This window comes from Labrys sp. Lb11 (genome assembly GCF_057554225.1).
Map to the genome: position 1 here is coordinate 62720 of NZ_BAAJOT010000005.1, position 25611 is coordinate 88330.

The following is a 25611-nucleotide window of genomic DNA, read 5'->3' on the forward strand; positions in this document are numbered from 1 at the left end:
GCGGTGTGGACAAATATGAACGGGCCGCGCAGCGGCTGATTGCCCATGTGGCCGAGGTTCTGCAGGCGGATCTGGCCGTCGAGCTGTGGACGGGTGAGGTCCTGCCCCTGGGACCGCAGGCGCGAACGGATCTGCGCCTGAAGGTCGCCGGTCCGGAGGTGCTGACACGGCTGGTCCGCCGCCCCGGCCTCGCCCGGCTGATCGAATGCCTGGCCGACGGCAGCCTGGCCATCGAGGGCGGCACGCTGCTGGACCTCGCCGAGCGGCGCGGCTCGGTCAACACCAAGGGCCTGTTCCGGCGACTGAGCAAGCTCAAGCTCGCCCGCAACCTCTGGCCGTTCCTGATCCGCCGGGCGCCGAAGGAGGCCGCGGCCGGGCATGCCTATGCCGGCGCCGTGCCGGACAAGGTCGAGGACGGACGTGACGACAAGGCGCTGATCCAGTTCCACTACGATCTGTCCAACGCGTTCTATGCGCTGTTCCTCGACGAGACCATGGCCTATTCCTGCGGCTACTGGCAGCGGCCGGACAGCACGCTGCACGAGGCGCAGGTCGCCAAGCTCGACATGATCTGCCGCAAGCTGCGCCTGCAGCCGGGCGAGCGCTTCCTCGACATCGGCTGCGGCTGGGGCGCTCTGGTCTGCCACGCCGCCCAGCACTACGGCGTGACCGCCCGCGGCGTGACGCTGTCGCAGGAGCAGTTCGACTTCGCCAGCGCCAAGGTCGCCCGGCTTGGCCTGGAGGATCGCATCACCCTCGAGCTGAAGGATTATCGCCACCTCGAGGGCCGCTACGACAAGATCGCTTCGATCGGCATGTTCGAGCATGTCGACATCGACAACCACGACCGCTACTTCACCCACATCCACGGGCTGCTGCGGCCGCGCGGGCTCTACCTGCACCATGCCATCGCCCGGCCCGCCAAGCGCGACATGAAGAAGTTCCGCAAGAAGCGGCCGGAATATGCCGCGCTGACCAGCTATATCTTTCCCGGCGGCGAGCTCGACACCGTCGGCATGTCGGTGACCAACCTCGAGCGCCACGGCTTCGAGGTGCACGACGTCGAGGCCTGGCGCGAGCATTATCAGCGCACGACCCGGGCCTGGACCGAGAACCTCTACGCCGCGCGCGAAGCGGCCGCCAAGGAGGTGGGGGCGGCCAAGACCCGCATCTGGCTGCTGTACCTCGCCGGCTGCTCGCTGGCTTTCGAGCGCTCCGCCGTCGGCATCTTCCAGACCCTGGCCTCGCGCAAGGCCAAGGGCCCGTCCGGCCTGCCGCCGACGCGCGAGGATCTCTATTCCTGAGCCGGCAGCCGGCCCGCCGCCATGCCGGCCAGCTCCTGCGTCGAGCGCGCGGAGAGCGGTCCCGTCTTCAGGCCGGCGAGCGTCCGGACCATTTCCCGGCGCAGCCAGGGAAGCTTCGCCATCGGGCCGAAGGCGAGATCGCGCAACGCGGCGGCCGCGGCCGAATCGGACTGGAAGAACGGCGTCAGCACGGCGCTGGCCGCCTGGTAGAAGCGCACATGCGCCCGCCGGCGCGCGGCATAGGCGTCGAGGGCGGCCTCGAGGCTCCCGGCCGCGGTCAGCGCGTCCGCCAGCGCCGCGCCGTCGAGCAGCGCCATGTTGGCGCCCTGGCCGAGCTGCGGGCTGGTCTGGTGCGCGGCGTCCCCCACCAGCACCAGCCGGCCGCGCCAGGGCCGCTTCACCGTGAGCTGGGCGTAGCGCGCCGGCGAGAGCTCCTCCGGCGCGCTGAACTGCTCGGCCAGAGCCCGGGTCTGCGGCCAGACGGCCGCGACCTCGTCGCGCCAACGCGGCAGGCCGCGTGCCGCCCAGGCGCCGTGGTCGTCGGCCGGCAGGCTCCAGAAGAAGGCATCGAGCGGGGCGGGATCGTCGGGCAGGTGGCCGATCGGCAGCACGCCGACCATGATGCTGGCGCGGCGGTAGCGCTGCTGCAGGGCGTCGCGGTCGAAGCCGGTGTGGCGGCCGACGCCCCAGACCGCGCCGTAGCGGAACGGGCGGATCGCCACCGGACCGAGCCGGCGGCGCAGGGCCGAGCGGGCGCCGCTGGCGTCGACGGCGAGGTCGAACGGGCCGAAGCGCCGTCCCGCGGCATCGTGCAGGGTGATCCCCTTGCTCCCTTCGTCGAGGTCGGCGATGTCGGCGGCGGCCACGACGTCGATGCCGCGCTCGGTCACCGCTTGCCACAGCACGTGGAACAGGCTGGCGCGGTGCATGGCCAGGCCGCTGAGCCCGGGCGCCAGCCAGTCATAGCGCAGGTCGAAGATGACGCGGCCCTCGGCGCTGCCGCGGAGGCGCTCGATCCGCTGGCCCAGCGCCGATGCCGGCTCCCGCAGGCCGAGGCGCTCCAGCGCCGCCAGGCCCGTCGGCTGGATCAGCAGGCCGGCGCCGACGGGCCTTGCCGCATCGAAGCGCTCGAAGATCGCGGGCCGATGGCCTGCATCATGCAGGAAGCAGGCCGCGGCCAGGCCCGCCACGCCGGCGCCGGCGATCGCGATGGTCAGGGGAGGGAGCATGCGATCGGGCTGTTGCCGGAGCGGGAAAGCGTGGCAGGATGGCGGGCACGGCATTGTGTTCACAGCCGCCGGCCCGGTGCAACCGGGCGTCGGCACGCGGCCAATGGGGAAGATTCGTCATGGCAGGCACCATCGTCACCGTCCGGCCCGAAACGGCCTCCGCTTCGATCCAGAAGCTGTCGATGTTCCTCGGCATCTCCGGCGACAGCGCCGGCGCCACGCGCCTGTCCATGTACAAGGTCCGGATCCCGCCGCGCGGCAGGGCCGAGCCGCACAGCCATGTCGGTCACGAGACGGCGATCTACCTCCTGAAGGGGCGGGTGGAGACCCGCTATGGCGAGGGGCTCGCCCAGTCGGTGATCAACGAGGCCGGCGATTTCATCTTCATCCCACCCGACCTGCCGCACCAGCCGGTGAACCTCAGCGACACCGAGTTCGCCGAGGCGATCGTGGCGCGGTCGGATCCGAACGAGCAGGAAAGCGTGCTGCCCTACCGGGTCGAGGACGAGGGGCGGGGCTGAGCCTCGCTTCGCGGTTGACGGCTTCGGGCGCGCCTGTCCCGTACAGCCCCCACCCTTTATCCCTCCTCGCAGGGGGAGGGAAGACGCAGGCGTCGCGGCGGGACCGCAGCCGTGCCGTCCCGCCCGGCCGCAGTCCGTTTCTTCGCGCGCCTACCGGCCGCGCTTCAGAGCCCGGTTCACGCCCGATACCACGGCCTTGAGCGAGGAGGTGACGATGTTCTTGTCGATGCCGACGCCGAACAGCGTGGTGCCGTCGGCCAGCCGCAGCTCGACATAGGACACTGCCGTGGCGTTGGCGCCCGAGCCCATGGCGTGCTCGCGGTAGTTGGCGACGTCGAATTCGAGGCCGCTCGCCTGGCGCAGGGCGTCGACGAAGGCGTCGATAGGGCCGTTGCCGCGGCCGGCGATCACCGTCTCGGAGCCGTTGTCGACGATGTGGGCGGTGAGGTCGTGCTCGCCGTGGTAGGAGAGGAAGCTGAAGCGGCCATTGCCGTCGAGATACTCGGTCGAGAAGGCCTGCCACAGCCGGTCGGCTGCCAGCTCCACGCCCTCGCCGTCGGCGATGCCCTGGACCACGCGCGAGAACTCGATCTGCAGCAGGCGCGGCAGCTCCAGCCCGTGCTCGCGCTCCAGGATGTAGGCGATGCCGCCCTTGCCCGACTGGGAGTTGATGCGGATCACCGCCTCGTAGGAGCGGCCGAGATCCTTGGGGTCGATCGGCAGGTAGGGCACTTCCCAGACCGGCGAATCCGCCGTCTCGATCGCCTTGAAGCCCTTGTTGATGGCGTCCTGGTGCGAGCCGGAAAAGGCCGTGAACACCAGCTCGCCCGCATAGGGGTGCCGCGGGTGGATCGGCAGCTGGTTGCAGTGCTCGGCGATGCGCACCAGCTCGTTGATGTTGGAGACGTCGATCTTCGGGTCGACGCCCGACATGATCAGGTTGCCGGCCAGCGTGACGAGATCGACATTGCCGGTGCGCTCGCCATTGCCGAACAGCGTGCCTTCGACGCGGTCCGCGCCGGCCATCAGGGCGAGTTCCGCCGCCGCCACGCCGGTGCCGCGGTCATTGTGCGGGTGCAGCGAGACGATGATGCTGTCGCGGTTCTTCAGGTTCCGGCACATCCATTCGATCTGGTCGGCATAGACGTTCGGCGTCGACATCTCGACCGTCAGCGGCAGGTTCAGGATCAGCGGGCGCTGCGGCGTCGGCTGGTAGACGTCCATCACCGCCTCGCAGATCTCCTTGGAGAAATCGAGCTCGGTGCCCATGAAGCTCTCGGGCGAATACTGGTGGTGGATGGTCTCCTCCATTCCCAGTTCGCGCGTCAGCCGCACGATCAGCCTGGCCCCGTTCACGGCGAGGTCGCGAATGCCGGCGCGGTCGGAGCGGAAGACGATGCGCCGCTGCAACTCGGAGGTGGAGTTGTAGAGGTGGACGATGGCCTTGCGCACGCCGCGCAGGCTCTCGAAGGTGCGGCGGATCAGGTCCTCGCGCGCCTGGGTCAGCACCTGGATGGCGACGCCGTCGGGGATGCGGCCGCTTTCGATCAGGAAGCGGGTGAAGTCGAAATCGGTCTGGGAGGCGGAGGGGAAGCCCACCTCGATTTCCTTGAAGCCCATCTTCACCAGGGCGTCGAACATCATCACCTTGCGCTCATGGCCCATGGGCTCGATCAGCGACTGGTTGCCGTCGCGCAGGTCGACGGCGCACCAGATCGGCGCCTTGGTGATGGTCCTCGACGGCCAGGCGCGGTCGGGCAGGTCGACCGGCGGCCAGGGACGGTATTTGCGGGCATAGTCGACGGTGGCGGATACGGTCGCGGGCTTGGCGGCGATGGTCATCGGATCAACTCTCTTCAGCCGTTTTCGGGATGGCGGCGGGGCGCGGCAGCCCTCGGCTCGCCGGACGTCGGGTTCCCCTGAGCGCCCAGGCTGATGCCCGGCCGGCCCTCAGGGGCGGCTAAGGAGGAGGCCGTTCAGGACGAGCGAGACCATGCGCGCACCGAGCGCGTCACGGGTCGTCCTGGTCTGTGCGGCGCCTGTCGCCACGGCTCGATCCTCGATGTCGGGACGGCGTTCCGGCGAAGGCCGGTCAATCCCTGCGGGGCTTGTACCGCCATGATCGGCGCCGGGCAAGCCGGGAATGCGCCTTCCGCAGCGCATCGCCTCAATGAAGACAGAAAGCCACGGGACAAGCGCCGGGCGGGTTCTTCCGAGCCCGCTTGCACTGAACGATTTCGAACAGCATTGATTTTGTGCCGGAAATGCAAAATCAATCGTGGTGAATGCCACGATTGGCCGTTCGGCCATCCCGAGTCTCAGGATCCTTACATGCGCACAGCCGCATCATCATTCTCCCCCCTGCAGCCCCGCGCGGCGGGTGGTATTCCGGGCGCTGCGGCGCCGCGTCGGCCCAGGGAGGCGCGCCTCGCCTGGTCCGCGCGGGCCGGCCTGGCCTGCGTCGCGCTTCTGCTGCTGGCACCGGCGGCCCGGGCCGACTGCAAGGAGGAGATCCTGACGATCCTGGACCGCCTGACGACCGGCAGTCCCTACCGGTCGGAAGCCGTGCTGACGAGCAACGGCGAGAAGCTCTCGGAGTTGAACAGCGACATCGTGCCCCCCGACGGGATGCGCACGCGCCAGACCGCCGGTGAGCAGAGCTCGGAGATGCTCAAGATCGGCGGTCAGATCTGGGTCCGGCGCAACGGCGCCTGGCAGGAGATGCCGGCGGCGATGGCCGCCAGCGTGGTGCAGACCATGAACGATTTGAAGATGCGGACGCCGAACCTGATCTCGGACACCGAGTGCCCCGGCATCCGCACGGTCGACGGCAAGGAGAGCGTCGTCTACACCTATCTGCTCGACCTCCCCGGCTCGCCCTCGGCCGCCAACACGCTCTATGTCGATCCGGCGACCCGGCTGCCCACCCGCATGGTGGTCGAGCAGCGCAGCCAGCCCAAGCGGGTCGTCGACACCCGCTACACCTTCGACGCCTCGATCAAGCTCGAGCCGCCGGAGGTCGGGGCGCCGAAGCCGCAGGACCCCCAGGCGGGGCAGCCGCCCGCGAAATGAGCCCTGCCGCCGGCGGCCGATCCCCGGCCGGCCTGCTCCCCATCCGCTCCAGGTCGGATGCCTCCGGTCGTCGACGGCTTGTGACCGCCCCATGTCCGATTTCCCCTCGATTCCCGGAGACACCTGCCATGCGCACCCTGATCGTCCTCGCCGCACTGGCCGCCTTCGCCAGCCCGGCTGCGGCGATGTCCTGCAACGAGCGCGTCTCCTATGTCCGCACCATCATCGACAAGGATCTCAAGGTCGGCTTCATCGGCAAGGATGTCTACGCGCAGATGACCAAGGATCTCGATGCCGCCAGCACCGCCTGCCTCGGCGGCCAGGACGGCAAGGCGCAATTGCTGATCTCCGCCACCCAGTCGCGCCACGGCTACCCCGTCCGCTGAGGCGGGGCGGCGCAGGGCTTCGGCCGGGGATTGAGCCCGGGCCGCAGGCGCACTAACGTCCGGCCCGAGTTACCAGGGATCATTGCCCATGCGGATCCGCGTCGCGCACGAGACCCTCTACCGCTATGAGACGCCGGCCAAGTCGGTGATCCAGACGTTGCGGCTGACGCCGCGCTCGCATGACGGCCAGCATGTGGTGCGCTGGCGCATCGACGTCGACCAGGACGTCAAGCTGACCGAGGTGGAGGACCATTTCGGCAATATCGGCCATGTGTTCTCCGCTGCCGGACGCATCGAGGAACTGCGCGTCGCGGTCGAGGGCGAGGTCGAGACCCAGGACCGGGCCGGCGTGCTGCGCGGCGGGATCGAGCGCTTCCCGGCGACGCTGTTCCTGCGCGAGACCCCGCTGACCCGGCCGGACGAGGCGTTGCGCGCCTTTGCCCGCTCGGTCGCCGCACCGGACGGCTCGCGGTTGTCGGCCTGCCACGCCTTGCTGGAGGCGGTGCATGCCGAGGTCGCGTTCGACGCCGATCCGGCCGGCGTCGCCGCCACGGCGGCGGAGGCGCTGCGCGATCGGCGCGGCATCGGCCAGGACCTCGCGCATGTCTTCATCGCCTGCGCCCGCGAGCTGCGCATTCCCGCGCGCTATGTCAGCGGCCATGTCTATCGCGGCGGGGAGGCGGCCGGCCGCGAGGCTTGGCATGCCTGGGCCGAGGCACATGTCGAGGGGCTGGGCTGGGTCGGCTTCGACCCCGTCCACAAGATCTGCCCGACCGACACCCATGTGCGCGTCGCCGTGGGCCTCGACTATCTCGGCGCCGCGCCGATCCGCGGCGCCCGCTTCGGCGGCGAAGGCGAGTCGCTGGATGTCCGCGGCGACGTGAGCGAGAAGACGGCGCGCCGGCAGGCGCAGCGGCAGGTGCAGAGCTGATCCCCTTTGCGGCCTGATGCCCCAGGGCGAATGGGTATCGGCAGCACGACGCAAGATGATGGATCGATGCGCGTTCCGGGCCGACGGTCCGCCGCGGACAGCCGGGCCGGAGCACTCGCGAAAACGCCGCAGCCCGGCCGGGCTCGACCGCCTTGCACGGCGTGGAGGCAGGGCCTAAACCGCGCGGACCGAGATCATGGTCGACTCCCGGCGACGGCGCCGGACCGGGCCACGCTCGATCGGGCTTGTGGCGTGCCCGCCCGCCGATGCGCGGCAAGGGTACGCCTTCGGAGGGGGCGTCGGCATGACCTATTGCGTGGGGATCTCGGTGCGCGAGGGCCTGGTGATGATCGCCGACACCCGCACCAATGCCGGCATCGACAACATCGCCACCTTCCGCAAGCTGCACGTGCTGGACGAGCCGGGCGAGCGCGTCATGGCGATCTGCACCTCCGGCAACCTGTCGATCAGCCAGGCCGTGCTCAGCCATGTGCAGGAGGGGATCGAAAATCCCGAGACCCAGGCGGTCGAGACGCTGCGCACCGCGCCGAGCATGTTCAAGGCGGCGCAACTGATCGGCCGGGCCATCCGCCTCGTCTACGAGACCGACGGCCGCAGCCTGGAAGAGCACAATGGCCGCTTCGACGTGGCCATCCTGTTCGGCGGCCAGATCCGTGGCGGCAAGATGCGGCTGTTCATGATCTACTCGGCCGGCAACTTCATCGAGGTCACCGCCGACACGCCCTATCTGCAGATCGGCGAGCACAAATACGGCAAGCCCATCCTCGACCGTGCCGTGAGCTTCGACACCGACATCCAGGATGCGCTGAAGATCGGCCTGATCTCGATGGATTCGACGATGCGCTCGAATCTCGGCGTCGGCATGCCGATCGACGTCGTCGTGGTGCGCCGCGATGCCTGCACCGCGGAGATCCGCCACCGGATCGAGCCGACGGAAGCCTATTACCACGACCTGCGCGAACGCTGGTCGGAGGCGCTGCGGGCGGCGCATATCGCCATCCCGCGCCCGCCCTATGCCTCGACGGACAAGCGCCGGTCCGGCGAGGGCGGCGATCTCTGAGACGGCGGGGAGACTCACCGCCAGCTTCGGCATCAGCCGCGGCCTGGTGGATTCCCGTTCGTTTCCGCATCTGCTGGAAAAGGCGGATATGGGCCTCCACCGGGCGAAGAGCGGCGGGCGCAATCGCATCGAGATCGACGATGGGGAAAGCGCGCCGCGATGACGCGAGCGCCGCTGAAACGGACCCGACCGGCGAGACCCTGCTCGAGGCTCCGGATGGATCGTCGCCGGGCAGAAAGGGGGGCGACCGAAGCTCCGGCGATGCCGGATGGAAACATCGCGCGGGCCCGGATGGGGGCTTGCGGGATCACATCCGGTAGAGCACGCGAAACTGCGCCTTGGGGCCGTTGGCCACGGGCACGCCTTCGAGATAATGCACCGCGATGATGCGATCCGGCGTGGCGCCGTGCGCCACGAGGGCGGCGTTGAGCGCCTCGACAGTCGCGTCGGTCATGAATTCGGCCACGGTTGCGACGTTCGACAGATGATATGCGGCAGACATTGCGCCCTCCGGTCGGGTTGAGGCGCGGAACCGCGCCGACATGATCACGGAACGCGTCTGCGTCGCTGAAGGTTCCCATGAGCCGGGGCGGCGAGTCGCGGGGCCGGCGACGGGCCGGCAAGGGACATCATGCCCGCCCGGATCGACTGCCGGCTTGAGAAAATACAAATCCGGGGCGCGGACCTGACCCGATGGTGGCAGGAGTAGCGAGGCGAAGGACGGCCGTTCGTTCTCCGCCGCATGCGCAGCGAAAGTCAGAACACCGCCAGCGCGCCCTGCCAGATCAGCCAGCCGAGGCCGGCCGTCACCGCCAGGCCGAGGGCCGAGGCGACATAGCCGCCGATGATGATGGCGCCATCGCGCTCGACCAGGCCGAGGCCGAGGATGCAGATCGGGATGCCGAGCGGGATGTTGCCGATGATCGGGATCGGCAGCACCAGCGCCAGGCCGAGAATCACGCCGACCATGCCGATGACGCGGCGCGAGCGGGCATCGGCGAACAGGTGCAGGCGCGGCCGCGCCACCCGCTCCAGCGACTGGATCCAGGGTTCGGCGCGCCGGACGATGCGCTGCAGGTCGGCGCGGGCGAAGCTCTTGCCGGCGAGCCAGCGCGGCAGCCAGAGCTGGTCCCGGCCCATCACCATCTGCGCCGCGATCAGCGCGACGATGACGCCGCAGATCACCGGGATGCCGGGCGGCATCGGCAGGCAGTTGGGAATGCCGAACAGCAGGAACAGGATGCCGAAGGCGCGGTTGCGCATGGCCCCGACCAGATCGCCGAACCGGATGCGGCTGTCCCCCTCAGCGCCGGCGATGGCCGCGAGCAACTCGGAGGTGCGGGGGGTACGAGGTTCCAAATTCGATCTCGGTGGCACTGTGCTGCCGGCGCTTATAGACCGGCTCTGCGACAATTTCGAGATGCAGGGCCGCCGCCGTGACGATTCGGCTGCCGTCGGGCGTGGCCGCAACGCTCGCCGGCCATGTCGAAAATTGACTCGCCGCCGAGGCTCGGATTTCCTGCGGGTGAAATGATCTGCGCGGCACCCTGCCCGGGCGGCCATGCAGCCGACCGCCGCCGGCGGTCGCGGCGTCCGCAGGGGGAAGTTCGTCGTGGCTTGGAGCATCCTGATCGTCGCCGGCCTGTTCGAGGTCGGCTGGGCCATCGGCCTCAAATACACCGACGGCTTCTCCCGGCTGTGGCCCTCGGTGCTGACCCTGGGCACCATGGGCATCAGCGTGCTGCTGCTCGGCATCGCGGCGCGGTCGCTGCCGATCGGCACGGCCTATGCGGTCTGGGTCGGCATTGGTGCCGCCGGCACGGTGATCATGGGCATCATCCTGTTTTCCGAGCCGGCGGACTGGGCGCGCCTCGCCTGCGTCGCGCTGATTCTTGCCGGTGTGGCCGGGCTGAAGTATCTGTCGGCCTAGATATCCGCCCGCCGGGCCGGTTGCCGGCGTCCTGCGTGCGATGCGACATGGATGGGCGAACGGCGGGCTGCGCCGGCAAGGAGAGGCTTCGGCATGGCTGCACGGGCGTTGCGCTATCTTTTCGCTCCCTTCTGGGCGGTGCAGGTGTTCACCGGCGCCAAGTCGTTCCGCGACAATCCGATCCTGGGCAGCGAGCGCCTCAACCGCCGCGGCCTGCATGTGTGGCGGGTGAAGCTGGCGGACCGGCTGGCGCATTGGCGGCGCAAGCGGATGACCGATCTGGTCAGCGCCGAGGACGCCCGCGCCTTCGAGCGCGACGGCTGTATCGAGACCCGCGATTTCCTGACGCCGGAGCATCATCGCGCCCTGGTGCGCGAGGTCGAGCAGCTCACCGCCGCGGCGCGCGACATGAAGGAAGGCGATGCGGTGACGCGGCGCATCGCCCTGACGCCCGGCATGCTGCGGCGACTGCCGGCCTGCGCCCGCCTGGTGGCGATGCCGGAGTTCCAGGGGCGGCTGCGCTACGTCTCCAGCTTCGACATCGCGCCGCTGATCTACATCCAGACCATCTTCTCGCATGTCGACGAGGCTACGGCCGATCCGCAGCTGTCGCTGCACATGGACACGTTCCATGCGACGATGAAGGCATGGCTGTTCCTGCACGAGGTGCCGGCCGATACCGGGCCCTTCACCTATGTGCCCGGCACCCACATGCACACGCCCGAGCGCCTGGCCTGGGAGCATGAGCGCAGCATCGCCGCCTGCCGGCCCGGAACCAGCAAGGGCGGGGCCTTCCGCATCGACGAGGCGACGCTGAAGCGCCTCGGCGCCGGCGAGATCCGGCAGTTCGCCGTGCCGGGCAACACGCTGGTGGTGGGCGACACCTGCGGCTTCCACGCGCGCGGCCATTCGGCCCGGCCGTCGGTGCGGGTGGAAATCTTCGCCTATAGCCGGCGCAATCCGTTCATCCCCTTCACCGGGCTCGACCTGTTCGCGCTGCCCTTCCTGCGCGGGCGCGAGATCCTGGCCTATTGGCGCATCTTCGACTGGCTGGAGCGGTTCGGCCTCGCCCGCAACCGCTGGAAGGACGTCGGCACGGTCAGTCCGATGACGTTGCGCTCCAAGCCGATGGGCGGGGCGATCGAGGCGCCTGCCCCCGCGCCGGCCGAGTGAGGCTCGGGCGCCGGGAGGGGCATGGTGGCGAGGCTTGATCGTTGGAGCGTGGCGGCGGTCGTTGCCGCATTGACCCTGGCCGGCTGCGTCCAGGCGCCCCGGCCGCGGCCGGGCTCGGTGGAATCGCGCAACATGATCACCATCCGGCCTTCCAGCAGCCAGACCTACGACTACACCGTCGAGGTCAAGGCCCTCGGGCCGAACCCGGACAGCCGCGCCGCCCGCGAGGAAGCCGTGCTGCACATCATGGAATACTACCATTGTCCGTCGGGCCGCGTCGTCGGCGAGAGCGTCCGGATCACCACGTTCCCCGGCTGGCTGCGGTCGCCGACGCATTTCATGCAGGTGAAGTGCCGCGCCGCCGGCGGCTGAGGCCGGCGGCGAAGCTCAACCCACGGCCGCTTCCGGATTCGGGCGGGCAGGGCATGCCGCCTTCCGCCCCGTGCGCCGCAGGGTGAGCAGCAGGAAGGCCAGTGCCGCGATCTCGAAGCCTGCGCCGACCCAGCCGATGGCGGCGGTCGAGCGGGCCTCGACCGCCAGGGAGCCCACAGCGGCGCCGCCGGCCGAGCCGAGATAGATGGCGGAAGCGTTCAGCGCCAGGGTGATCGAGGCGAGACGCGGGTCCACCGCGAGCAGCCGGACCTGCTGCACTGCCGGGAAGGCCCAGCCGAACAGGCCCCAAAGGACCAGCATGACCGCCGCAGCCGCCAGCCCCGACGATCCCGGCAGGACGAGGGGAATGAGCGACAGGCCGGCGAAGGCCAGCACCAGGACGACGAGGACGAGGATGAGGAACCGCCGCCGATCCCACCGGTCGGCGGCATAGCCGCCGAGCGCGTTGCCGAGGGCCCCCGCCGCTCCGGCCAGGACCAACAGCAGGGCGACGGTCTCGGGCGATGCTCCGTGAACAGTCTCGAAATAGGCGCCGACGAAGGTGTAGACACCGAAGGCCCCGGCCAGGACCAGCACGGTGAGGCCGACGATGCCGAGCACGTCGGGCCGGCGGGCCACGGCGAGGCGCTCCGCCAGGCCCGCGGCCGGCGGGTTGGCCACCGGCGGCAGCCTGAAGCGGATCCCCGCCAGCACCAGGAGGCTGAGTGCCGCCACACCGACGAAGGTGGCGCGCCAACCCAGATGCGCCGCCACGGCCGTGCCGAGCGGAACGCCGACGACGAGGGCGACCGTCATGCCGGCATAGACGAAGGCAAGGGCACGACCGCGCTGCTCGGGGGCCACCGCCGTGGCCGCATAGGCCGAAGCCGCCGGCATGAAGGCACCGGCCGACAGGGCCAGCAGCACCCGGCCGACGGCGAGGGCAGCGAAGCCCGGCGCAGCCGCGGCCGCGAGATTGGCCAGGGCGAACAGGGCCATGGCCACCGAGAGCAGGGTGCGGCGCTCCCAGCCCGCCGTTGCGACGGCGATGAGCGGCGAGCCGACGGCATAGGCCAGCGAGAAGATGGTGACGAGGTGACCGGCCTGGCCGACGGGGATGTCGAGATCCTGGGCGATGCGCGGCAGGATGCCGGCGATCATCAAGCCTTCGCTGCCGATGGCGAAGGCCCCCATTGCGAGCCAGAGGAGGGTGCGGTGCATGACCAGTCCGTCAGTTCAGTAGTTGTTGAATTGATGGACTGGTTGTGATTTGCTGTCAAGCAGTTCAACGACTCTTGAACCGATCGCCGCGAAGAGCTATGCCGTCGTCATGGCGAAAGAGATTTTCCATCCGACCACGGCGCAGATCGACCTCTCCGCCGTGCTCGAGGCCCTGAGCGACCCGACCCGTCGCGGCATCGTGCTCGGCCTTGCCGAGGACGGCGAGCAGAACTGCTCGGCCTTCAGCAATCTCGGCGCCAAGACCAACCTGACCTACCACTATGTCCGGCTGCGCGAAGCCGGCATCACCCGCACGCGGATCGAGGGCGCGCACCGCCTGATCACCCTGCGGATCGCCGACCTGGAGCAGCGCTTTCCCGGCCTGCTGGCCTCGGTCCTGGCCGCTGCGCGCAGCGAGCGGGACCGGCGCGCAGCCGCTGCGGCGCCCGGCGAGCCGGCGTGACGACCCGCTGAGAGTGGCCCGAAGCGTTTTGCGATTTGACGGAATTGCGTCAAGTCGCAAAGACGCGTCGAAACAGGGAGTTGGAGCAAAGCGCGTTTCCACCGAAACGCGCTTTGCTCTGGACGCCGGCATCCCGGCGGCGGAAACGTGTCGGGCCTTACACCAGATACTGCTCGGCCACCGCGATGCCGAGGCGGTTGTTGTCGGTGATGAAGTCGGTGACGAACTCGTGCAGGCCGACCTGGAACACCTCGTCGATGCGGATGTTCTGCAGCCGCGACTGGGTGAGGCGGGCCTGGCGCTGCGCCGCACCCTGCCGGCCATAGACCTTGGCGAGGTCGTCGAGATACCAGGTCAGGTTGTCGTAGCAGGAGGCCAGGGAGCGCGGCATCTCGCCGTTGAGGATCAGGAGGTCGGCCACCAGCCAGGGCTTCAAGCTCTCCTTGTAGACCCAGTGATAGGCGGTCAGCGCCGACACCGCGCGCAGGATCGCGGTCCACTGGAAATAGTCGAGGCCGCCGCCGACGCTCTCGTTCGGCGGCAGCAGCACATGGTACTTGACGTCGAGGATGCGGGCGGTGTTGTCGGCCCGCTCGATGAACACCCCGAGGCGCGAGAAGGCGTAGGCGTCGTTGCGCAGCATGGTGCGGTAGGCCGAGCCGTCGAAGGCCAGCGAGACGCTCTTCACCCATTCCAGGAAGCGCGATACCTCCTCCCGGCTCATCGAGGCGAGGGAGTAGGACCTCAGCTTCAGCCAGGCGTCGTTGATGGTCGACCACATCTCCACGGTCAGGGCCGTGCGCACGGCCCGGGCATTGGTGCGGGCGAGCTCGAAGCAGGAGCGGATCGAGGAGGGGTTGTCCGGCGAGAATGCCAGGAACTCCATGACGCTGCGCTCCGTCGCCTCGCCATGGGCGGCGAAGAAGGCGGCGCCGCAGCCGGCGGTGGCCACCGCGCTCTCCCACTCGTTGGTGGTGCCGCCGTAGGAGGCGGGCAGGGAAGACAGGCGATAGGCCGCGTCGAGGATGCGGGCGAGATATTCGGCGCGCTCGACATAGCGGGCGAGCCAGTAGAGATTGTCGGCGGTGCGCGAGAGCATGCGGCTCGGCCTGTCTCAGGGATAGTTGCGGGTGTGGCGCGGGCGGTTGCGGCCGGCCGGGGATCGTTCGCGCTGCAGGGCGATGCGATCGGCCCGGCGAGGCGTTCCCCATCCCGTCATGTCTCACCTCGTCCCGTTCAGCGATCCAGAACCCATGTGTCCTTCGTGCCGCCGCCCTGGCTCGAATTGACCACGAGCGAGCCCTCCTTCAGCGCCACGCGCGTCAGACCGCCCGGCACGATGCGGATCTTGTCCGAGCCGGTGAGCACGAAGGGACGCAGGTCGACATGGCGCGGCGCCACGCCGCTGTCGACGAAGCAGGGGCAGGTCGACAGCGCCAGCGTCGGTTGGGCGATGTAGCCGAGCGGATCGGCCTTGAGCTTGGCCCGGAACACCTCGATCTGCTCCTTCGTGGCGTGCGGGCCGATCAGCATGCCGTAGCCGCCCGAGCCCGACACTTCCTTGACCACCAGCTCGTCCAGGTTGTCGAGCACATGGGCCAGCGCCTCCGGCTCGCGGCAGCGCCAGGTCGGCACGTTTCTGAGGATCGGCTCCTCGCCGAGGAAGAAGCGCACGATCTCCGGCATGTAGGAATAGACGGCCTTGTCGTCGGCGACGCCGGTGCCCACCGCATTGGTCAGCGTGACGTTGCCGGCGAGATAGGCCGACATCAGCCCGGGCACGCCGAGGGCCGAGTCGGGGCGGAAGGCGAGGGGGTCGAGGAAGTCGTCGTCGATGCGCCGATAGATCACGTCGACGCGCTGGGGCCCCTCGGTGGTGCGCATGTAGACGATCTCGTCGCGCACGAACAGGTCGCGGCCCTCGACGATCTCGACGCCGAGCTTGTCGGCGAGGAAGGAGTGCTCGTAATAGGCCGAGTTGTAGATGCCCGGGGTGAGCAGCACCACCACCGGGTCGGCCGGGGCGGTGCGCGGCGCCACCGAGCGCAGAGAGGCCAGGAGTTCGTCGGTGTAGTTCTCGACCGGGGCGATGCGATGGCGCGCCACCACCTCCGGGAACAGGCGCATCGTCACCTCGCGGTTCTCCAGCATGTAGGAGACGCCGGAGGGCGTGCGGGCATTGTCTTCCAGCACGTAGAAGGTATCGGCGTCGACGCGGACGATGTCGATGCCGGCGACATGGACATAGACGTCGTGCGGCACGCTCTGGCCGGCCATCTCCGGACGGAAAGCGGGGTTGCCGAAGACGAGATCCTCCGGCACCACGCCGGCGCGCACCACCTCGCGTTTGCCGTAGACGTCCTTGATGTACATGTTGATGGCGCGTACGCGCTGCTCGAGCCCGCGCCGCAGCGTCTGCCACTCCGAGGCGGCCAGGATGCGCGGGATGATGTCGAAGGGGATCAGCCGCTCGGCCCCGTCCTTGTCGCCGTAGACGGCGAAGGTGATGCCGATGCGCCGGAACAGGAGCTCGGCCTCGTCGCGGCGGTGGGAAAGCAGGTCCACGGGGGCGGTCGAAAGCCACTGGGCAAGGTCGGAGTAGGCGGGGCGCACCGAGCCGTCGCTCAGGGTCATCTCATCGAACGCCGCCATGCGCATCCTCTTCGACGATTACTCGACGAAAGCCAGCATATCGCGAAGATCCGCCGCGGCAAGCGGCCATTGACGGCGATTTGGGCAGTGCTCGAAATCTCGGCCGCGTGCCCAAGCTTTGGGCAGGCCTGGGCCGGCGCGGCCCGGCGACAAGGGGCCCTTGGGTTCAACCGGGCGCGCGCCCATATGACAGGGCTGCCGCGGCGTCGGGACTATCGTTCCGTGCCGCGATGCAGTATTGACGCGCCGATCGGCAGGTCCCGTACCTGCAGTCGAGGACGAAGCGTGCAGCGCGCCATCCGGGGCAGAGAATGACGGTCGATAGCGTTGCGTCGGGCCAGCCGGTCGAGTCGGACGCCGACGAAGGGCATCACGGCGGGTTCTGGGCCCTGACGCTCGGGTCCATCGGCGTGGTGTACGGCGACATCGGGACCAGCCCGATCTATGCCTTCCGCGAGGCGGTCCTGGCCGGCTCGGCCCATGCCGGCGCCAGCCGCGACGTGGTGATCTCCGTGCTGTCGCTGATCATCTGGGCGCTGATCCTGGTGGTCACGATCAAATATGTGCTGCTGCTGCTGCGGGCCGACAATCGCGGCGAGGGCGGCACCCTGTCGCTGATGGCGCTGGCCCACAAGGCGCTCGGCCCCAATGCCAGGACGCGGCTGTCGGGCGCGGTCTTCCTCATGGGCATCGCCGCCGCCTCCCTGTTCTTCGGCGACGCCATGATCACGCCGGCGATCTCGGTGCTGTCGGCCGTCGAAGGCATCAAGCTGGTGACGCCGGCGCTGGACGAGTTCGTGCTGCCGATCACCGTGGCGATCCTCCTGGTGCTCTTCCTCGTGCAGAGCCACGGCACAGAGCGGGTGGCGCGCTTCTTCGGGCCCCTGACCGCGCTCTGGTTCCTGATCATGGGCATCATGGGCCTGTCCCACGTGTTCGACGATCCCGGCGTGATCGCGGCGTTCAACCCGGTCTACGGCGTCGCCTTCCTGCTCGAGCACGGCACGATCGGCCTGCTGACCCTCGGCGCGGTGTTCCTGGCGGCGACCGGCGGCGAGGCGCTCTACACCGATCTCGGCCATTTCGGCCGCAAGCCGATCCAGACGGCCTGGCTCGGCTTCATCTTCCCCTGCCTGCTGCTCAACTATCTCGGCCAGGGCGCCATGCTGCTGGCCCATCCGGAGAACATCGACAATCCGTTCTTCCTGATGGCGCCGTCCTGGGCCCTGATCCCGCTGGTGGTGCTGGCCACCACCGCCACCGTGATCGCCAGCCAGGCGGTGATCACCGGTGCCTATTCCATGGCACGGCAGGCGATCCAGCTCGGCCTGCTGCCGCGCTTCGCCATCCTGCACACCTCGGCCAAGACCGCCGGGCAGATCTACATGCCGCGGATCAACTGGATCCTGCTGATCGGCGTGCTGGCCCTGGTCGGCTTCTTCAAGACATCCGGCTCGCTGGCGGCGGCTTACGGCATCGCCGTCACCGGCTCGATGCTGATCGATTCGCTGCTGCTGCTGGTGGTCACCTGCGTGGTCTGGCGCTGGAACCCCTACCTGGCGGTGCTGGCGGTGCTGCCGCTGGTCGCCATCGACGCGGCCTTCCTAGGCGCCAATCTGCTCAAGGTGCTGCATGGCGGCTGGGTGCCGCTGCTGATGGCCGGCAGCCTGATGCTACTGATCATGACCTGGGTGAAGGGCACGCGCATCCTGCAGGAGAAGACCCGCCGCGGCGAGGTGCCGCTCGACACGCTGATCGCCAGCCTGGAGCGCAAGAAGGATCTGCCGCGGGTGCCGGGCACCGCGGTGTTCCTGACCAGCGATCCGGATTTCGCGCCGACCGCGCTGCTGCACAACCTCAAGCACAACAAGGTGCTGCACGACAAGAACATCATCCTGTCGATCAGGACGGTGGATCTGCCGCGCGTGCCGGCCGACGAGCGGGCGACGACCGAGCTCGTCTCCAGCGCCTTCATGCGCGTCATGCTCTCCTACGGCTACATGGAGACGCCGAACGTGCCCAAGGGCCTGGCCCTGGCCCGCAAGAAGGGCTGCGTCTTCGAGATCATGACGACCTCGTTCTTCCTGTCGCGCCGCCACCTGATCGCGGCGCAGGACCCGCAGATGCCGGGCTGGCAGGACCAGATCTTCATCGCGCTCGCCCGCAATGCCACCGACGCCTCGGACTATTTCCAGATCCCGACCGGACGCGTGGTCGAGGTCGGCACCCAGGTGGCGGTATAGGGCCCAGGTTCCGTCTTCGTCAGGCTCTCAAGCCTGCCGAGACCGCCGGGCGCATCCTGTCCCATCCCAGCGCCTCTTCCATCTGCCGGGCGAGCCGCAGGAGAATGGCCTCGTCGCCGTGGCGGCCGACGAGCTGCACGCCGATGGGACGATTTCCGGCAGCCATGGCGGCCGGGACCGACATGGCCGGCAGGCCCGACAGGTTGAAGGCGAACATGTAGGCGGCGTCGGCCCAGCGCGCGAGGTAGCGCTCCCTGTCGCCGTCCTCCATCGACCAGTAGCCGGGCGGCCGCGGCGGCTGCGTCAGGGTCGGCGTCAGGACGATGTCGTAGGGCGCCAGATCCATGGCGATGCGCTGGCCGGCCTTGCGGACCGCCGCGATGCTCTCCGAGTATTGGAGCGCCGACAGCGATCGGCCGTGCTGCAGCAGCGACCAGTTGAAGGGAGCGAGGTCGCTCTCCTCGACCGGGCGCCCGACCACCGGTGCCATGCGGTCGAAATCGGCCGCCGTCTCCACCGCGTTGATCGTGTTGTAGTGCCGCCAGGCCTGTTCCAGGTCGACCGCGATATCGTGCTCCTCCAGGTGGTGGCCGAACCCTTCCAGGAGGTGCGATGTCGCCTGCATGGCGGCCGCGACCTCGGGGGCCAGGGCCGCGCCCCAGGGGGCGGCGAGCGTGTAGCCGATGCGCAGGCGCTCCGGCGCGCGTGCGATCTGCCGGAGCCAGCCTTCGGCGGGCGACGGCGCGAGGTAGGGATCGCCGGTCATCGGCCCGGCGACCGCGTCGAGATAGGCGGCGGTGTCGCGCACTGTGCGCGTGACGCAGAGCGTGGCGATGCTGCCCAACCACAGATCCGCGATCTGCGGCCCGTAGGTGATGCGTCCGCGCGAGGGCTTCAGTCCGACGAGGTTGCAGCAGGAGGCCGGCACGCGGATCGAGCCGCCGCCGTCCGAGGCTTCCGCAAGCGGCACCATGCGGGCGGCGACCGCCGCCGCCGCGCCGCCGCTCGATCCGCCGGGCGTGATCTCCGGGTTCCAGGGATTGACGGTCGGGCCGTAGAGGCGCGGCTCGGTGCCGATCGACCAGCCGCATTCGGGCACGTTGGTGCGGCCGAGGAGCAGGAAGCCGGCCGCCTTGATGCGGCGGACCATTTCCGAATCGCTGTCGCAGACGACATCGCGGAAGTAGCCGAGCCCGTTGGTCAGGGGCGTGCCCTGCCACATCGAGGCAATGTTCTTGAGAAGGAACGGCACTCCGCCGAAGGGCCCGGCGGGTGGGGCCGAGGCGGCTGCGCGCGCGAGGTCGAAGGTGCGGATCACCACCGCATTGAGCCCGGCGTCCAGGGTCTCGACCAGGTCGATGGCGACCTCGACGAGCTCGAGCGGCGAGACCTGCCGCGTTCGCACCAGCTCGGCCAGGGCGAGCGCGTCGCTCTCGGCATAGAGTCGCACCAGGTCCGGGGTGACTGTCGCCATGCCGGTCTGCTCCCGTGTCTCGATCAGGTCCGTGTCACGCATCCCGGCCGGACGGGCCGCGGTCGCGCAGCGGCTTCACGCGCTCGACCAGCGCCTTCACCCGTTCGACGTCCACCGGCTGCCACCACACGCCGTCGACTTTCAGGCTCGAGCCGACGATGGCGCCGTCGAGGGCTCCCAGGATCTCGCCGGCATTGGCGGCGGTGACGCCGCTGCCGGCGATGACCGGCAGCCTGGTGCCGGCCCGGATGGCTGCGATCTCCGCGGCCGGAACCGCATCCCCGGTGCGGTTGCCGGTGGCGATGGCGACGTCGGCATCGTAGAACTCCACGTCCCCGGCCTGTTCGCTCACCGCCCGGTCGCCGACGATCGCATGCGAGCCGTGCTTGACGTGCACGTCGGCGAAGATGGCCACGTCCTCGGCATCGATCTGCTTGCGGTAGCGCAGGGCCCGCGCGCTCTCGCCCTCGATCACGCCTTCGTTGCCGACATAGGCGTTGACCCATTGGTTGACGCGGATGAAACGGGCGCCGCTGGCCTTGGCGATCGCCAGGGCGCCGACCGCGCCATTGGCCAGGAGATTGATGCCCATCGGTATGTCGACGGCGTCCGCGACCGCGCGGGCGATCGTCGCCATCGCTGCGACGATCTCCGGCCCGATGTCGTCGGGCGGCAGGAAGGGGATGTCTCCGTGGTTTTCGACCAGGACGCCGTCCATGCCGCCGGCGGCATAGGCTTCGGCGTCGGTCCGGGCGCGGTCGATGATGGCGGTCATGCTCTCGCCGCGATAGCGCGGCGTGCCCGGCAGCGGCAGGAGGTGGATGTCGCCGATCAGCGGCTTGGCGATGCCGAACAGCGAATCGAGGTGGGACGGTCTGCGGGCGGAGATGAGCATGGGATGTCCGGCTTGGGGGTGGGGCAGGGGCGTCAGGACGCCAGCACGCGCGCGGCGGAGCGGGCCTGCAGAAGGCGGTCGGCCCGTTCGTCGGGACTGGGCCGGTGGGTCGCCAGGGCGCCGCAGGCTTCGACGACGTAGGAGGCCGAGACGGTTCCCATCGCCGCGCAGGTGACGGGCGGATGGCCGGCGACGAGGCCCGCGAGGAAGCCGCCGCAAAATCCGTCTCCGGCCCCGGTCGTGTCGACGACGCGGACGGGCAGGGCGGGGATGTGGGTCAGGGTCCCGGTCGCGGCCTCGCAGACCAGCACGCCCTTCTCGCCGAGCTTGGCGACCATGTGGCATCCGTGGCGGATCGCGTTGTCGCGCAGCCACGCCTCGATGCCGGCCGGGCGCCAGATGCGCTCGATCTCCGCCTCGCTCGGCAGGAAGGCCGAGAGGGCGGGCAGGAATGCCAGGTCGCGGTAGGCGCCGGCATCGATGAAGCCGTCGGAGAGGATGTCCATGGTGATCGCCGGACGCGCCGGCAGCGCGGCGAGGCGCCGGGCCGTGGCGAGCGAGCTCTCCGGCCCTTGCGGCGCGATGTGGAAGCCGCGCGCCTGCAGATAGGCGCCCGGCAGCGGACCGCGTTCCGTGTCCAGGTCGGTGGCCCTGGCGGATGAAAGCTTGGGAACCTGCTGCTTGTGGATCGCGCTTTCATGCAGCAGCCACAGTTCCAGCCCGTTCCCCTCGCTGCAGCCGAGGCCCGTGGTGTCGAGGCCGCGGGCTTGGCATTGCCGCCGGGTCTCCTCGAAATGGGGCCTGCCGGCAACCGAGTGAAGCCCGACGCCGTCGCTCCACAGGCCGGCGCCGACGGCCGAGTAGAGCGCCCCGCCGCCGGGGACGCCCATGCGGCAGGTGCCGTCGGTGAGGACGATGTCGTCGACGGTCAACCAGCCGATCGTCGCCATCTCGATCATGCTTCATCTCCCGGGCCGCGCAGGACGCCGACGATCGGCTGCAGCAGGGATACGTAGACGAGCGCCTTGGACAGATCGATGATGTCGGACAGGTCGGCGCGCGGCTCGGCCCGGTCGAAGTGGCGGTCGAATCCCGGAAAGCCGAGCAGCAGGATGTTGGGCGTCTTCAGGAGCACGCTGACGTCGTCGCTGCGGGAGGTATAGGCGTTGTTGGATTCCTGCAGCCTGACGCCGGCCTGCGCGAGGAGGCCGGCGAGATGCCGCGCCAGCGCGTAGAGCGGCGGCGGCGTCACCGCTCCGCGCGCGAGGCTTGAGAACTCGCTGAGGACGGCGCCCTTGCCGAGCCGTGTCGTGTTCTCCGGGCCTGCGGGGGCGGCGCCGGCGTAGGGCAGGCCGCCGGCCTGCTGCATGTCCGCGACGACGGCGAGATCGGGCGGCGCCAGCCGCCCGACGATGCGCGAGCCGCCCCGGCCCATCACCTGGCTGCCGGACCCGACCGGGCCCTCCTCCTCGTCGGGAAAGGCCAGCAGCGCATTGGCGCCGGCCCGGGCCAGGATCGGCGCGGCGACGGCCAGGGCCGCGGCGCCGCCGGCATTGTCGAAATGCCCCGTCCAGTGGCCGTCCGGCGTCGGCCGGCACCGCGTCACCGGCACCACCCTGTCGCCGGCCTGCAGGCGCAGCGCCGGATCGGCGGCGGCGAAGAACGGCACGCCGTTCTCCGATTCCAGCCAGCCTTCGGCAGCCACGGCGTAGCGGCCTTGCCGGAGGTCGAAGCGATAGGCCTGTGCCGGCCGCCGGCCATTGTCGATGAGGTGATAGCAGAAGGGCACCAGCGGAAAGCGGCGTCCGTCGAAGGGCTGGGTGAGGTAGCTGATCGTGTCGAGATGGGCGAAGTACCACAGCGGCTTGGCGGCCCCGGCCGGCCCCGCCAGCAGGACGGTGCTGGCGGTGTTGTCGAAATTCTCGTCGAGCGTCAGCCCGCCGGCGTCCAGGGCGCCGTCGTCCCGCAGCAGGTCGCGCAGCACCGGCGCGCGCATGGCGCTGGCCGACGTCGACGGTGCGGGCGTCTCCGCCAGGGCCACGACGTAGCGGGCGACCCGCTCGGGAGTGATGTGGGCGTCGACCGCCGGCTTGAGCGCGGCGATCCGCGCGGCGAGGTGCTCGAGGGCTTGGCCGATGCGGCGGTCGGGGGCGGAGGCCATGATCGTCGTCGCCATCATGCCTGGCCTGAGCGCGACATGATGTAGACGGCCACGACGATCAGGGCGCCCTTGAACAATTGCTGCACGAACGGATCCACTCCGGTGAGGTTCAGGATGTTGGCGAGAACGCCGATGATCAGCGTGCCGAGGAAGGTGCCGCCGACGGATCCCCGGCCGCCGAAGAGGGAGGTGCCGCCCACGACCACCGCCGCGATGGCGTCGAGCTCGTAGCCCTGCCCGGCGATCGGCGTGCCGATGCTGAGCTGCGAGGCGTAGACGAGGCCGGCGAGGCCCGACACACCGCCGGAGATGACGTAGACGACGGTCTTGTAGAGGCGGACCGGCACGCCGGAGAGGCGCGCCGCGTCCTCGTTCGAGCCGATGGCATAGATGCTGCGGCCCAGTGCGGTCATCGACAGGACCAGGGCGCTGACGGCCAGCAGGGCGAGCAGGATCAGCGAGGGAATGGGGACGCCGAACAGGTAGTCGTTGCCCAGGTTGTAGAAGGCCTCGTTCAGGATCGGGATGGGCGTGCCGCCGGTGTAGATGAACGCCAGCCCGCGGGCGAAGGACAGCATGCCCAGCGTCATGATGAAGGGGGGAATGCCGGCGGCGGCGACGCCGATGCCGTTGACCAGACCGGCGGCCATGGCCGCTGCCAGGCCGATCGGGATTGCCACGGCCATGCTGTGCGTCTCGAGGAGACCGGCGTAGAGCACCACCGACAGGCCGAGGATCGAGCCGACCGACAGGTCGATGCCGCGCGTCAGGATCACGAAGGTCATGCCGAGGGCGAGGATGCCGACGATGGCCACCTGCCGGAGCACGTTGAGCAGGTTGGCGGTCGTCAGGAAGCGGTCGGACAGGAAGGAGGCCACGATCACCAGCAGGACGAGGGCGGCGAGGACCCCGACGCGGCGCCAGGTGTCGGCCACGGAAACGAGAAGGTGTCGGCGGGAGGAATGCATGGTGATGTCGTCTCGACTGTCTCAGCCGGCCAGCGCGGCCGCCCGCATGATGGTGGTCTCGCTGGCTTCCCCGCGTGGCAGCGTGGCTGCGACCCGGCCGCGGCGGAGCACGACGACCGTATCGGCGAGTCGCAGGATCTCTTCCATTTCCGAGGAGATGAGGATCACGCACATGCCGGCCGCGACCAATTCTTCGATGAGCGCGTAGATTTCCCCCTTGGCGCCGATGTCGACGCCGCGGGTCGGCTCGTCGAAGATCAGGATGCGCGGCTCGAGCGCCAGGGCGCGGCCGATCAGCACCTTCTGCTGGTTTCCGCCGCTGAGGGTGCGGATCTCGCTGTCCATGCCGGCCAGCCGGACATCCAGGCGCTTGATGAGGCCCCGGACATAGGACCGCTCCTGCGCCAGCCGCAGCAGGCCGAGGCGGCGGAACCGTGCGAGGTTCGAGATGGTCGCGTTCTCGCGCACCGGGCGGTTCGGCAGCAGGCCGAGCGCCTTGCGATCCTCGCTGACATAGGCGATGCCCAGGCGCGCCGCCGCATTCGCATTGCGGATCCGGGCGGCACGTCCGAAGAGCCTGACGCTTCCGGAGGTCGGCCGGGTGATGCCGGCGATCGCCTGTGCGACCTCGGTGCGCCCCGCCCCGACCAGCCCCGCCAGTCCGACGATCTCGCCCTGGCGCGCCGTGAACGAGACATCCTCGAAGCTGCCGGGCAGGGTGAGCCTGTCGACCTCGATGGCGGGAGCCCCGAAGGCCCGGGCCCGGGCGGCGTGGACGGGAAAGTCGCGGCCGATCATCCTGGACACCAGCCAGTCCTGGTCGATGGCGCCGACCGGGCTCACGCCAGTCCTGGCGCCGTCGCGCAGCACCGTGACCGTGTCGGCGATGCGGAAGATCTCCTCCAGGTGGTGGGAGATGAACACGATGCCGATGCCGTCCGCCTTGAGCTTGGCGATCAGGGCGAACAGGATGGCGACCATCGCCTCGTCGAGGACCGCGGTGGGCTCGTCGAGGATCAGCACCTTGGCCTTGAACGAGATGGCCTTGGCGATCTCGACCATCTGCTGCTGGGCGATGCTCAGTTCGCCCACCGGCCGGCGCGGGTCGATCTCGATGCCGAGGCGCCGCAGCAGCTCGCCCGTATGCGCATGCATGTGCGCACGATCGATCAGGCCGAGGCGGGTCCGGGGAAAGTGACCGAGGAAGATGTTCTCCTCGGCCGAAAGATGCGGCGCCAGCGACAGTTCCTGGTGGATGACCACCACGCCGCGGGCGAGAGCGTCCCGCGGGGACCGCAGGCTGGCTTCAACGCCGTCGACCAGGAGCTGGCCGCCGTCCGGCCGGTGCACGCCGCCGAGCGTCTTGATGAGCGTCGACTTGCCGGCGCCGTTCTCGCCGACGATGGCATGGACCTCCCCGGCGTGGATCACGAGATCGACGCCGGAGAGCACGACATTGCCGTCGAAGGCCTTCTTCAGGGCCCTGGCCTCAAGGAGCGGCGTATTCGTCGCTGCCGTCATGGCGCTTCCCGGCG

At 69.6% G+C, this 25611-nt stretch carries 24 protein-coding genes; 11 read left to right on the forward strand and 13 right to left on the reverse strand.

The genetic code is table 11. The annotated features are described in order from the left end of the window. The first annotated feature begins 5 nt into the window (after positions 1-5). Complete coding sequence (locus AC27L4_RS19000; protein ID WP_487143915.1) at positions 6-1304, forward strand: class I SAM-dependent methyltransferase; 1299 nt, start codon at positions 6-8, stop codon at positions 1302-1304. Here AC27L4_RS19000 and AC27L4_RS19005 read toward each other — a convergent pair. Next, positions 1295-2533 (reverse strand): FAD-dependent oxidoreductase, encoded by a 1239-nt coding sequence (locus AC27L4_RS19005; RefSeq protein WP_487143916.1) that lies wholly within the window; start codon positions 2531-2533, stop codon positions 1295-1297. The genes AC27L4_RS19000 and AC27L4_RS19005 overlap by 10 nt on opposite strands. Positions 2534-2652: 119 nt before the next feature. Here AC27L4_RS19005 and AC27L4_RS19010 point away from each other — a divergent pair, with 119 nt between their 5' ends. Continuing rightward, positions 2653-3054, forward strand: coding sequence for a cupin domain-containing protein (locus tag AC27L4_RS19010; RefSeq protein ID WP_487143918.1), 402 nt, complete (start codon positions 2653-2655; stop codon positions 3052-3054). A 150-nt stretch (positions 3055-3204) separates the two neighbouring features. Here AC27L4_RS19010 and leuA read toward each other — a convergent pair whose 3' ends face one another. Continuing rightward, positions 3205-4896: a 2-isopropylmalate synthase gene (gene leuA, locus AC27L4_RS19015; protein ID WP_487143920.1), complete on the reverse strand. Its 1692-nt coding sequence runs from the start codon at positions 4894-4896 to the stop codon at positions 3205-3207. Between the two features lie 489 nt (positions 4897-5385). Between leuA and AC27L4_RS19020 the strand changes: the two genes are divergently transcribed. The 4 genes from AC27L4_RS19020 (at position 5386) to AC27L4_RS19035 (ending at position 8524) form a co-directional block, all read left to right on the forward strand. After that, positions 5386-6126: a hypothetical protein gene (locus AC27L4_RS19020; protein ID WP_487143921.1), complete on the forward strand. Its 741-nt coding sequence runs from the start codon at positions 5386-5388 to the stop codon at positions 6124-6126. Positions 6127-6254: 128 nt separating this feature from the next. Further along, the gene (locus AC27L4_RS19025; RefSeq protein WP_487143922.1) at positions 6255-6512 is read left to right on the forward strand and encodes a hypothetical protein; all 258 of its coding nucleotides are present in this window, start codon (positions 6255-6257) and stop codon (positions 6510-6512) included. Positions 6513-6600: 88 nt separating this feature from the next. Next, a complete protein-coding gene (locus AC27L4_RS19030; protein ID WP_487143924.1) occupies positions 6601-7443 on the forward strand; it encodes a transglutaminase family protein in 843 nt (280 codons plus the stop codon). Between the two features lie 304 nt (positions 7444-7747). Continuing rightward, positions 7748-8524, forward strand: coding sequence for a proteasome-type protease (locus tag AC27L4_RS19035; protein ID WP_487143925.1), 777 nt, complete (start codon positions 7748-7750; stop codon positions 8522-8524). A gap of 307 nt (positions 8525-8831) precedes the next feature. On the opposite strand, the gene AC27L4_RS19040 is transcribed toward AC27L4_RS19035, so the two are convergent. Beyond that, the gene (locus AC27L4_RS19040) at positions 8832-9026 is read right to left on the reverse strand and encodes a hypothetical protein (protein WP_487143927.1); all 195 of its coding nucleotides are present in this window, start codon (positions 9024-9026) and stop codon (positions 8832-8834) included. Between the two features lie 254 nt (positions 9027-9280). After that, positions 9281-9883 (reverse strand): exopolysaccharide biosynthesis protein, encoded by a 603-nt coding sequence (locus AC27L4_RS19045; protein WP_487143928.1) that lies wholly within the window; start codon positions 9881-9883, stop codon positions 9281-9283. Positions 9884-10136: 253 nt separating this feature from the next. Here AC27L4_RS19045 and sugE point away from each other — a divergent pair, with 253 nt between their 5' ends. The 3 genes from sugE (at position 10137) to AC27L4_RS19060 (ending at position 11999) form a co-directional block, all read left to right on the forward strand. Continuing rightward, positions 10137-10454: a quaternary ammonium compound efflux SMR transporter SugE gene (gene sugE, locus AC27L4_RS19050; RefSeq protein WP_487143929.1), complete on the forward strand. Its 318-nt coding sequence runs from the start codon at positions 10137-10139 to the stop codon at positions 10452-10454. 93 nt (positions 10455-10547) lie between these two features. Further along, complete coding sequence (locus tag AC27L4_RS19055) at positions 10548-11627, forward strand: phytanoyl-CoA dioxygenase family protein (RefSeq protein WP_487143930.1); 1080 nt, start codon at positions 10548-10550, stop codon at positions 11625-11627. Positions 11628-11651: 24 nt separating this feature from the next. Continuing rightward, positions 11652-11999, forward strand: a complete 348-nt coding sequence (locus AC27L4_RS19060) for a hypothetical protein (RefSeq protein WP_487143932.1) — start codon at positions 11652-11654, stop codon at positions 11997-11999. A 15-nt stretch (positions 12000-12014) separates the two neighbouring features. On the opposite strand, the gene AC27L4_RS19065 is transcribed toward AC27L4_RS19060, so the two are convergent. After that, positions 12015-13220 carry an MFS transporter gene (locus AC27L4_RS19065; RefSeq protein ID WP_487143933.1) on the reverse strand — a complete coding sequence of 402 codons (1206 nt, stop codon included), beginning with the start codon at positions 13218-13220 and terminating at the stop codon, positions 12015-12017. Between the two features lie 109 nt (positions 13221-13329). Here AC27L4_RS19065 and AC27L4_RS19070 point away from each other — a divergent pair, with 109 nt between their 5' ends. After that, a complete protein-coding gene (locus AC27L4_RS19070) occupies positions 13330-13683 on the forward strand; it encodes an ArsR/SmtB family transcription factor (RefSeq protein ID WP_487143934.1) in 354 nt (117 codons plus the stop codon). A gap of 157 nt (positions 13684-13840) precedes the next feature. On the opposite strand, the gene AC27L4_RS19075 is transcribed toward AC27L4_RS19070, so the two are convergent. Continuing rightward, a complete protein-coding gene (locus AC27L4_RS19075; protein WP_487143936.1) occupies positions 13841-14782 on the reverse strand; it encodes an alpha-E domain-containing protein in 942 nt (313 codons plus the stop codon). 137 nt (positions 14783-14919) lie between these two features. Then, positions 14920-16341: a circularly permuted type 2 ATP-grasp protein gene (locus tag AC27L4_RS19080; protein ID WP_487143937.1), complete on the reverse strand. Its 1422-nt coding sequence runs from the start codon at positions 16339-16341 to the stop codon at positions 14920-14922. A 305-nt stretch (positions 16342-16646) separates the two neighbouring features. Between AC27L4_RS19080 and AC27L4_RS19085 the strand changes: the two genes are divergently transcribed. After that, positions 16647-18578 (forward strand): potassium transporter Kup, encoded by a 1932-nt coding sequence (locus AC27L4_RS19085; protein ID WP_487143938.1) that lies wholly within the window; start codon positions 16647-16649, stop codon positions 18576-18578. Positions 18579-18597: 19 nt separating this feature from the next. Here AC27L4_RS19085 and AC27L4_RS19090 read toward each other — a convergent pair whose 3' ends face one another. From AC27L4_RS19090 to AC27L4_RS19115, 6 genes are read right to left on the reverse strand one after another with little or no spacing between them, the layout of a single operon-like run. Then, positions 18598-20052 (reverse strand): amidase, encoded by a 1455-nt coding sequence (locus AC27L4_RS19090; RefSeq protein WP_487143940.1) that lies wholly within the window; start codon positions 20050-20052, stop codon positions 18598-18600. A 34-nt stretch (positions 20053-20086) separates the two neighbouring features. Continuing rightward, on the reverse strand, positions 20087-20947 hold the full coding sequence (locus AC27L4_RS19095; RefSeq protein WP_487143941.1) for a BtpA/SgcQ family protein: 861 nt from the start codon (positions 20945-20947) through the stop codon (positions 20087-20089). Between the two features lie 32 nt (positions 20948-20979). Beyond that, entirely contained in the window at positions 20980-21906 is a 927-nt protein-coding gene (locus AC27L4_RS19100) for a carbohydrate kinase family protein (RefSeq protein WP_487143943.1), read from the reverse strand. Beyond that, a complete protein-coding gene (locus AC27L4_RS19105) occupies positions 21903-23123 on the reverse strand; it encodes a M20/M25/M40 family metallo-hydrolase (RefSeq protein ID WP_487143945.1) in 1221 nt (406 codons plus the stop codon). Before AC27L4_RS19105 ends, AC27L4_RS19100 begins: the two co-directional genes overlap by 4 nt. Continuing rightward, positions 23123-24076 (reverse strand): ABC transporter permease, encoded by a 954-nt coding sequence (locus tag AC27L4_RS19110; RefSeq protein ID WP_487143946.1) that lies wholly within the window; start codon positions 24074-24076, stop codon positions 23123-23125. Before AC27L4_RS19110 ends, AC27L4_RS19105 begins: the two co-directional genes overlap by 1 nt. Positions 24077-24097: 21 nt before the next feature. Continuing rightward, positions 24098-25597: a sugar ABC transporter ATP-binding protein gene (locus AC27L4_RS19115; protein WP_487143947.1), complete on the reverse strand. Its 1500-nt coding sequence runs from the start codon at positions 25595-25597 to the stop codon at positions 24098-24100. Positions 25598-25611: the final 14 nt, after the last annotated feature.

Coding starts and splice junctions, on each gene's coding strand:
- AC27L4_RS19080 (WP_487143937.1), bottom strand. CDS start 16,341: ATGCGCATGGCGGCGTTCGATGAGATGACCCTGAGCGACGGCTCGGTG.
- AC27L4_RS19065 (WP_487143933.1), bottom strand. CDS start 13,220: ATGCACCGCACCCTCCTCTGGCTCGCAATGGGGGCCTTCGCCATCGGC.
- AC27L4_RS19090 (WP_487143940.1), bottom strand. CDS start 20,052: ATGGCGACAGTCACCCCGGACCTGGTGCGACTCTATGCCGAGAGCGAC.
- AC27L4_RS19100 (WP_487143943.1), bottom strand. CDS start 21,906: ATGATCGAGATGGCGACGATCGGCTGGTTGACCGTCGACGACATCGTC.
- AC27L4_RS19040 (WP_487143927.1), bottom strand. CDS start 9,026: ATGTCTGCCGCATATCATCTGTCGAACGTCGCAACCGTGGCCGAATTC.
- AC27L4_RS19035 (WP_487143925.1), top strand. CDS start 7,748: ATGACCTATTGCGTGGGGATCTCGGTGCGCGAGGGCCTGGTGATGATC.
- AC27L4_RS19005 (WP_487143916.1), bottom strand. CDS start 2,533: ATGCTCCCTCCCCTGACCATCGCGATCGCCGGCGCCGGCGTGGCGGGC.
- AC27L4_RS19095 (WP_487143941.1), bottom strand. CDS start 20,947: ATGCTCATCTCCGCCCGCAGACCGTCCCACCTCGATTCGCTGTTCGGC.
- AC27L4_RS19025 (WP_487143922.1), top strand. CDS start 6,255: ATGCGCACCCTGATCGTCCTCGCCGCACTGGCCGCCTTCGCCAGCCCG.
- AC27L4_RS19115 (WP_487143947.1), bottom strand. CDS start 25,597: ATGACGGCAGCGACGAATACGCCGCTCCTTGAGGCCAGGGCCCTGAAG.
- AC27L4_RS19020 (WP_487143921.1), top strand. CDS start 5,386: ATGCGCACAGCCGCATCATCATTCTCCCCCCTGCAGCCCCGCGCGGCG.
- AC27L4_RS19105 (WP_487143945.1), bottom strand. CDS start 23,123: ATGGCGACGACGATCATGGCCTCCGCCCCCGACCGCCGCATCGGCCAA.
- leuA (WP_487143920.1), bottom strand. CDS start 4,896: ATGACCATCGCCGCCAAGCCCGCGACCGTATCCGCCACCGTCGACTAT.
- AC27L4_RS19075 (WP_487143936.1), bottom strand. CDS start 14,782: ATGCTCTCGCGCACCGCCGACAATCTCTACTGGCTCGCCCGCTATGTC.
- AC27L4_RS19010 (WP_487143918.1), top strand. CDS start 2,653: ATGGCAGGCACCATCGTCACCGTCCGGCCCGAAACGGCCTCCGCTTCG.
- AC27L4_RS19070 (WP_487143934.1), top strand. CDS start 13,330: ATGGCGAAAGAGATTTTCCATCCGACCACGGCGCAGATCGACCTCTCC.
- AC27L4_RS19110 (WP_487143946.1), bottom strand. CDS start 24,076: ATGCATTCCTCCCGCCGACACCTTCTCGTTTCCGTGGCCGACACCTGG.
- AC27L4_RS19085 (WP_487143938.1), top strand. CDS start 16,647: ATGACGGTCGATAGCGTTGCGTCGGGCCAGCCGGTCGAGTCGGACGCC.
- AC27L4_RS19030 (WP_487143924.1), top strand. CDS start 6,601: ATGCGGATCCGCGTCGCGCACGAGACCCTCTACCGCTATGAGACGCCG.
- AC27L4_RS19055 (WP_487143930.1), top strand. CDS start 10,548: ATGGCTGCACGGGCGTTGCGCTATCTTTTCGCTCCCTTCTGGGCGGTG.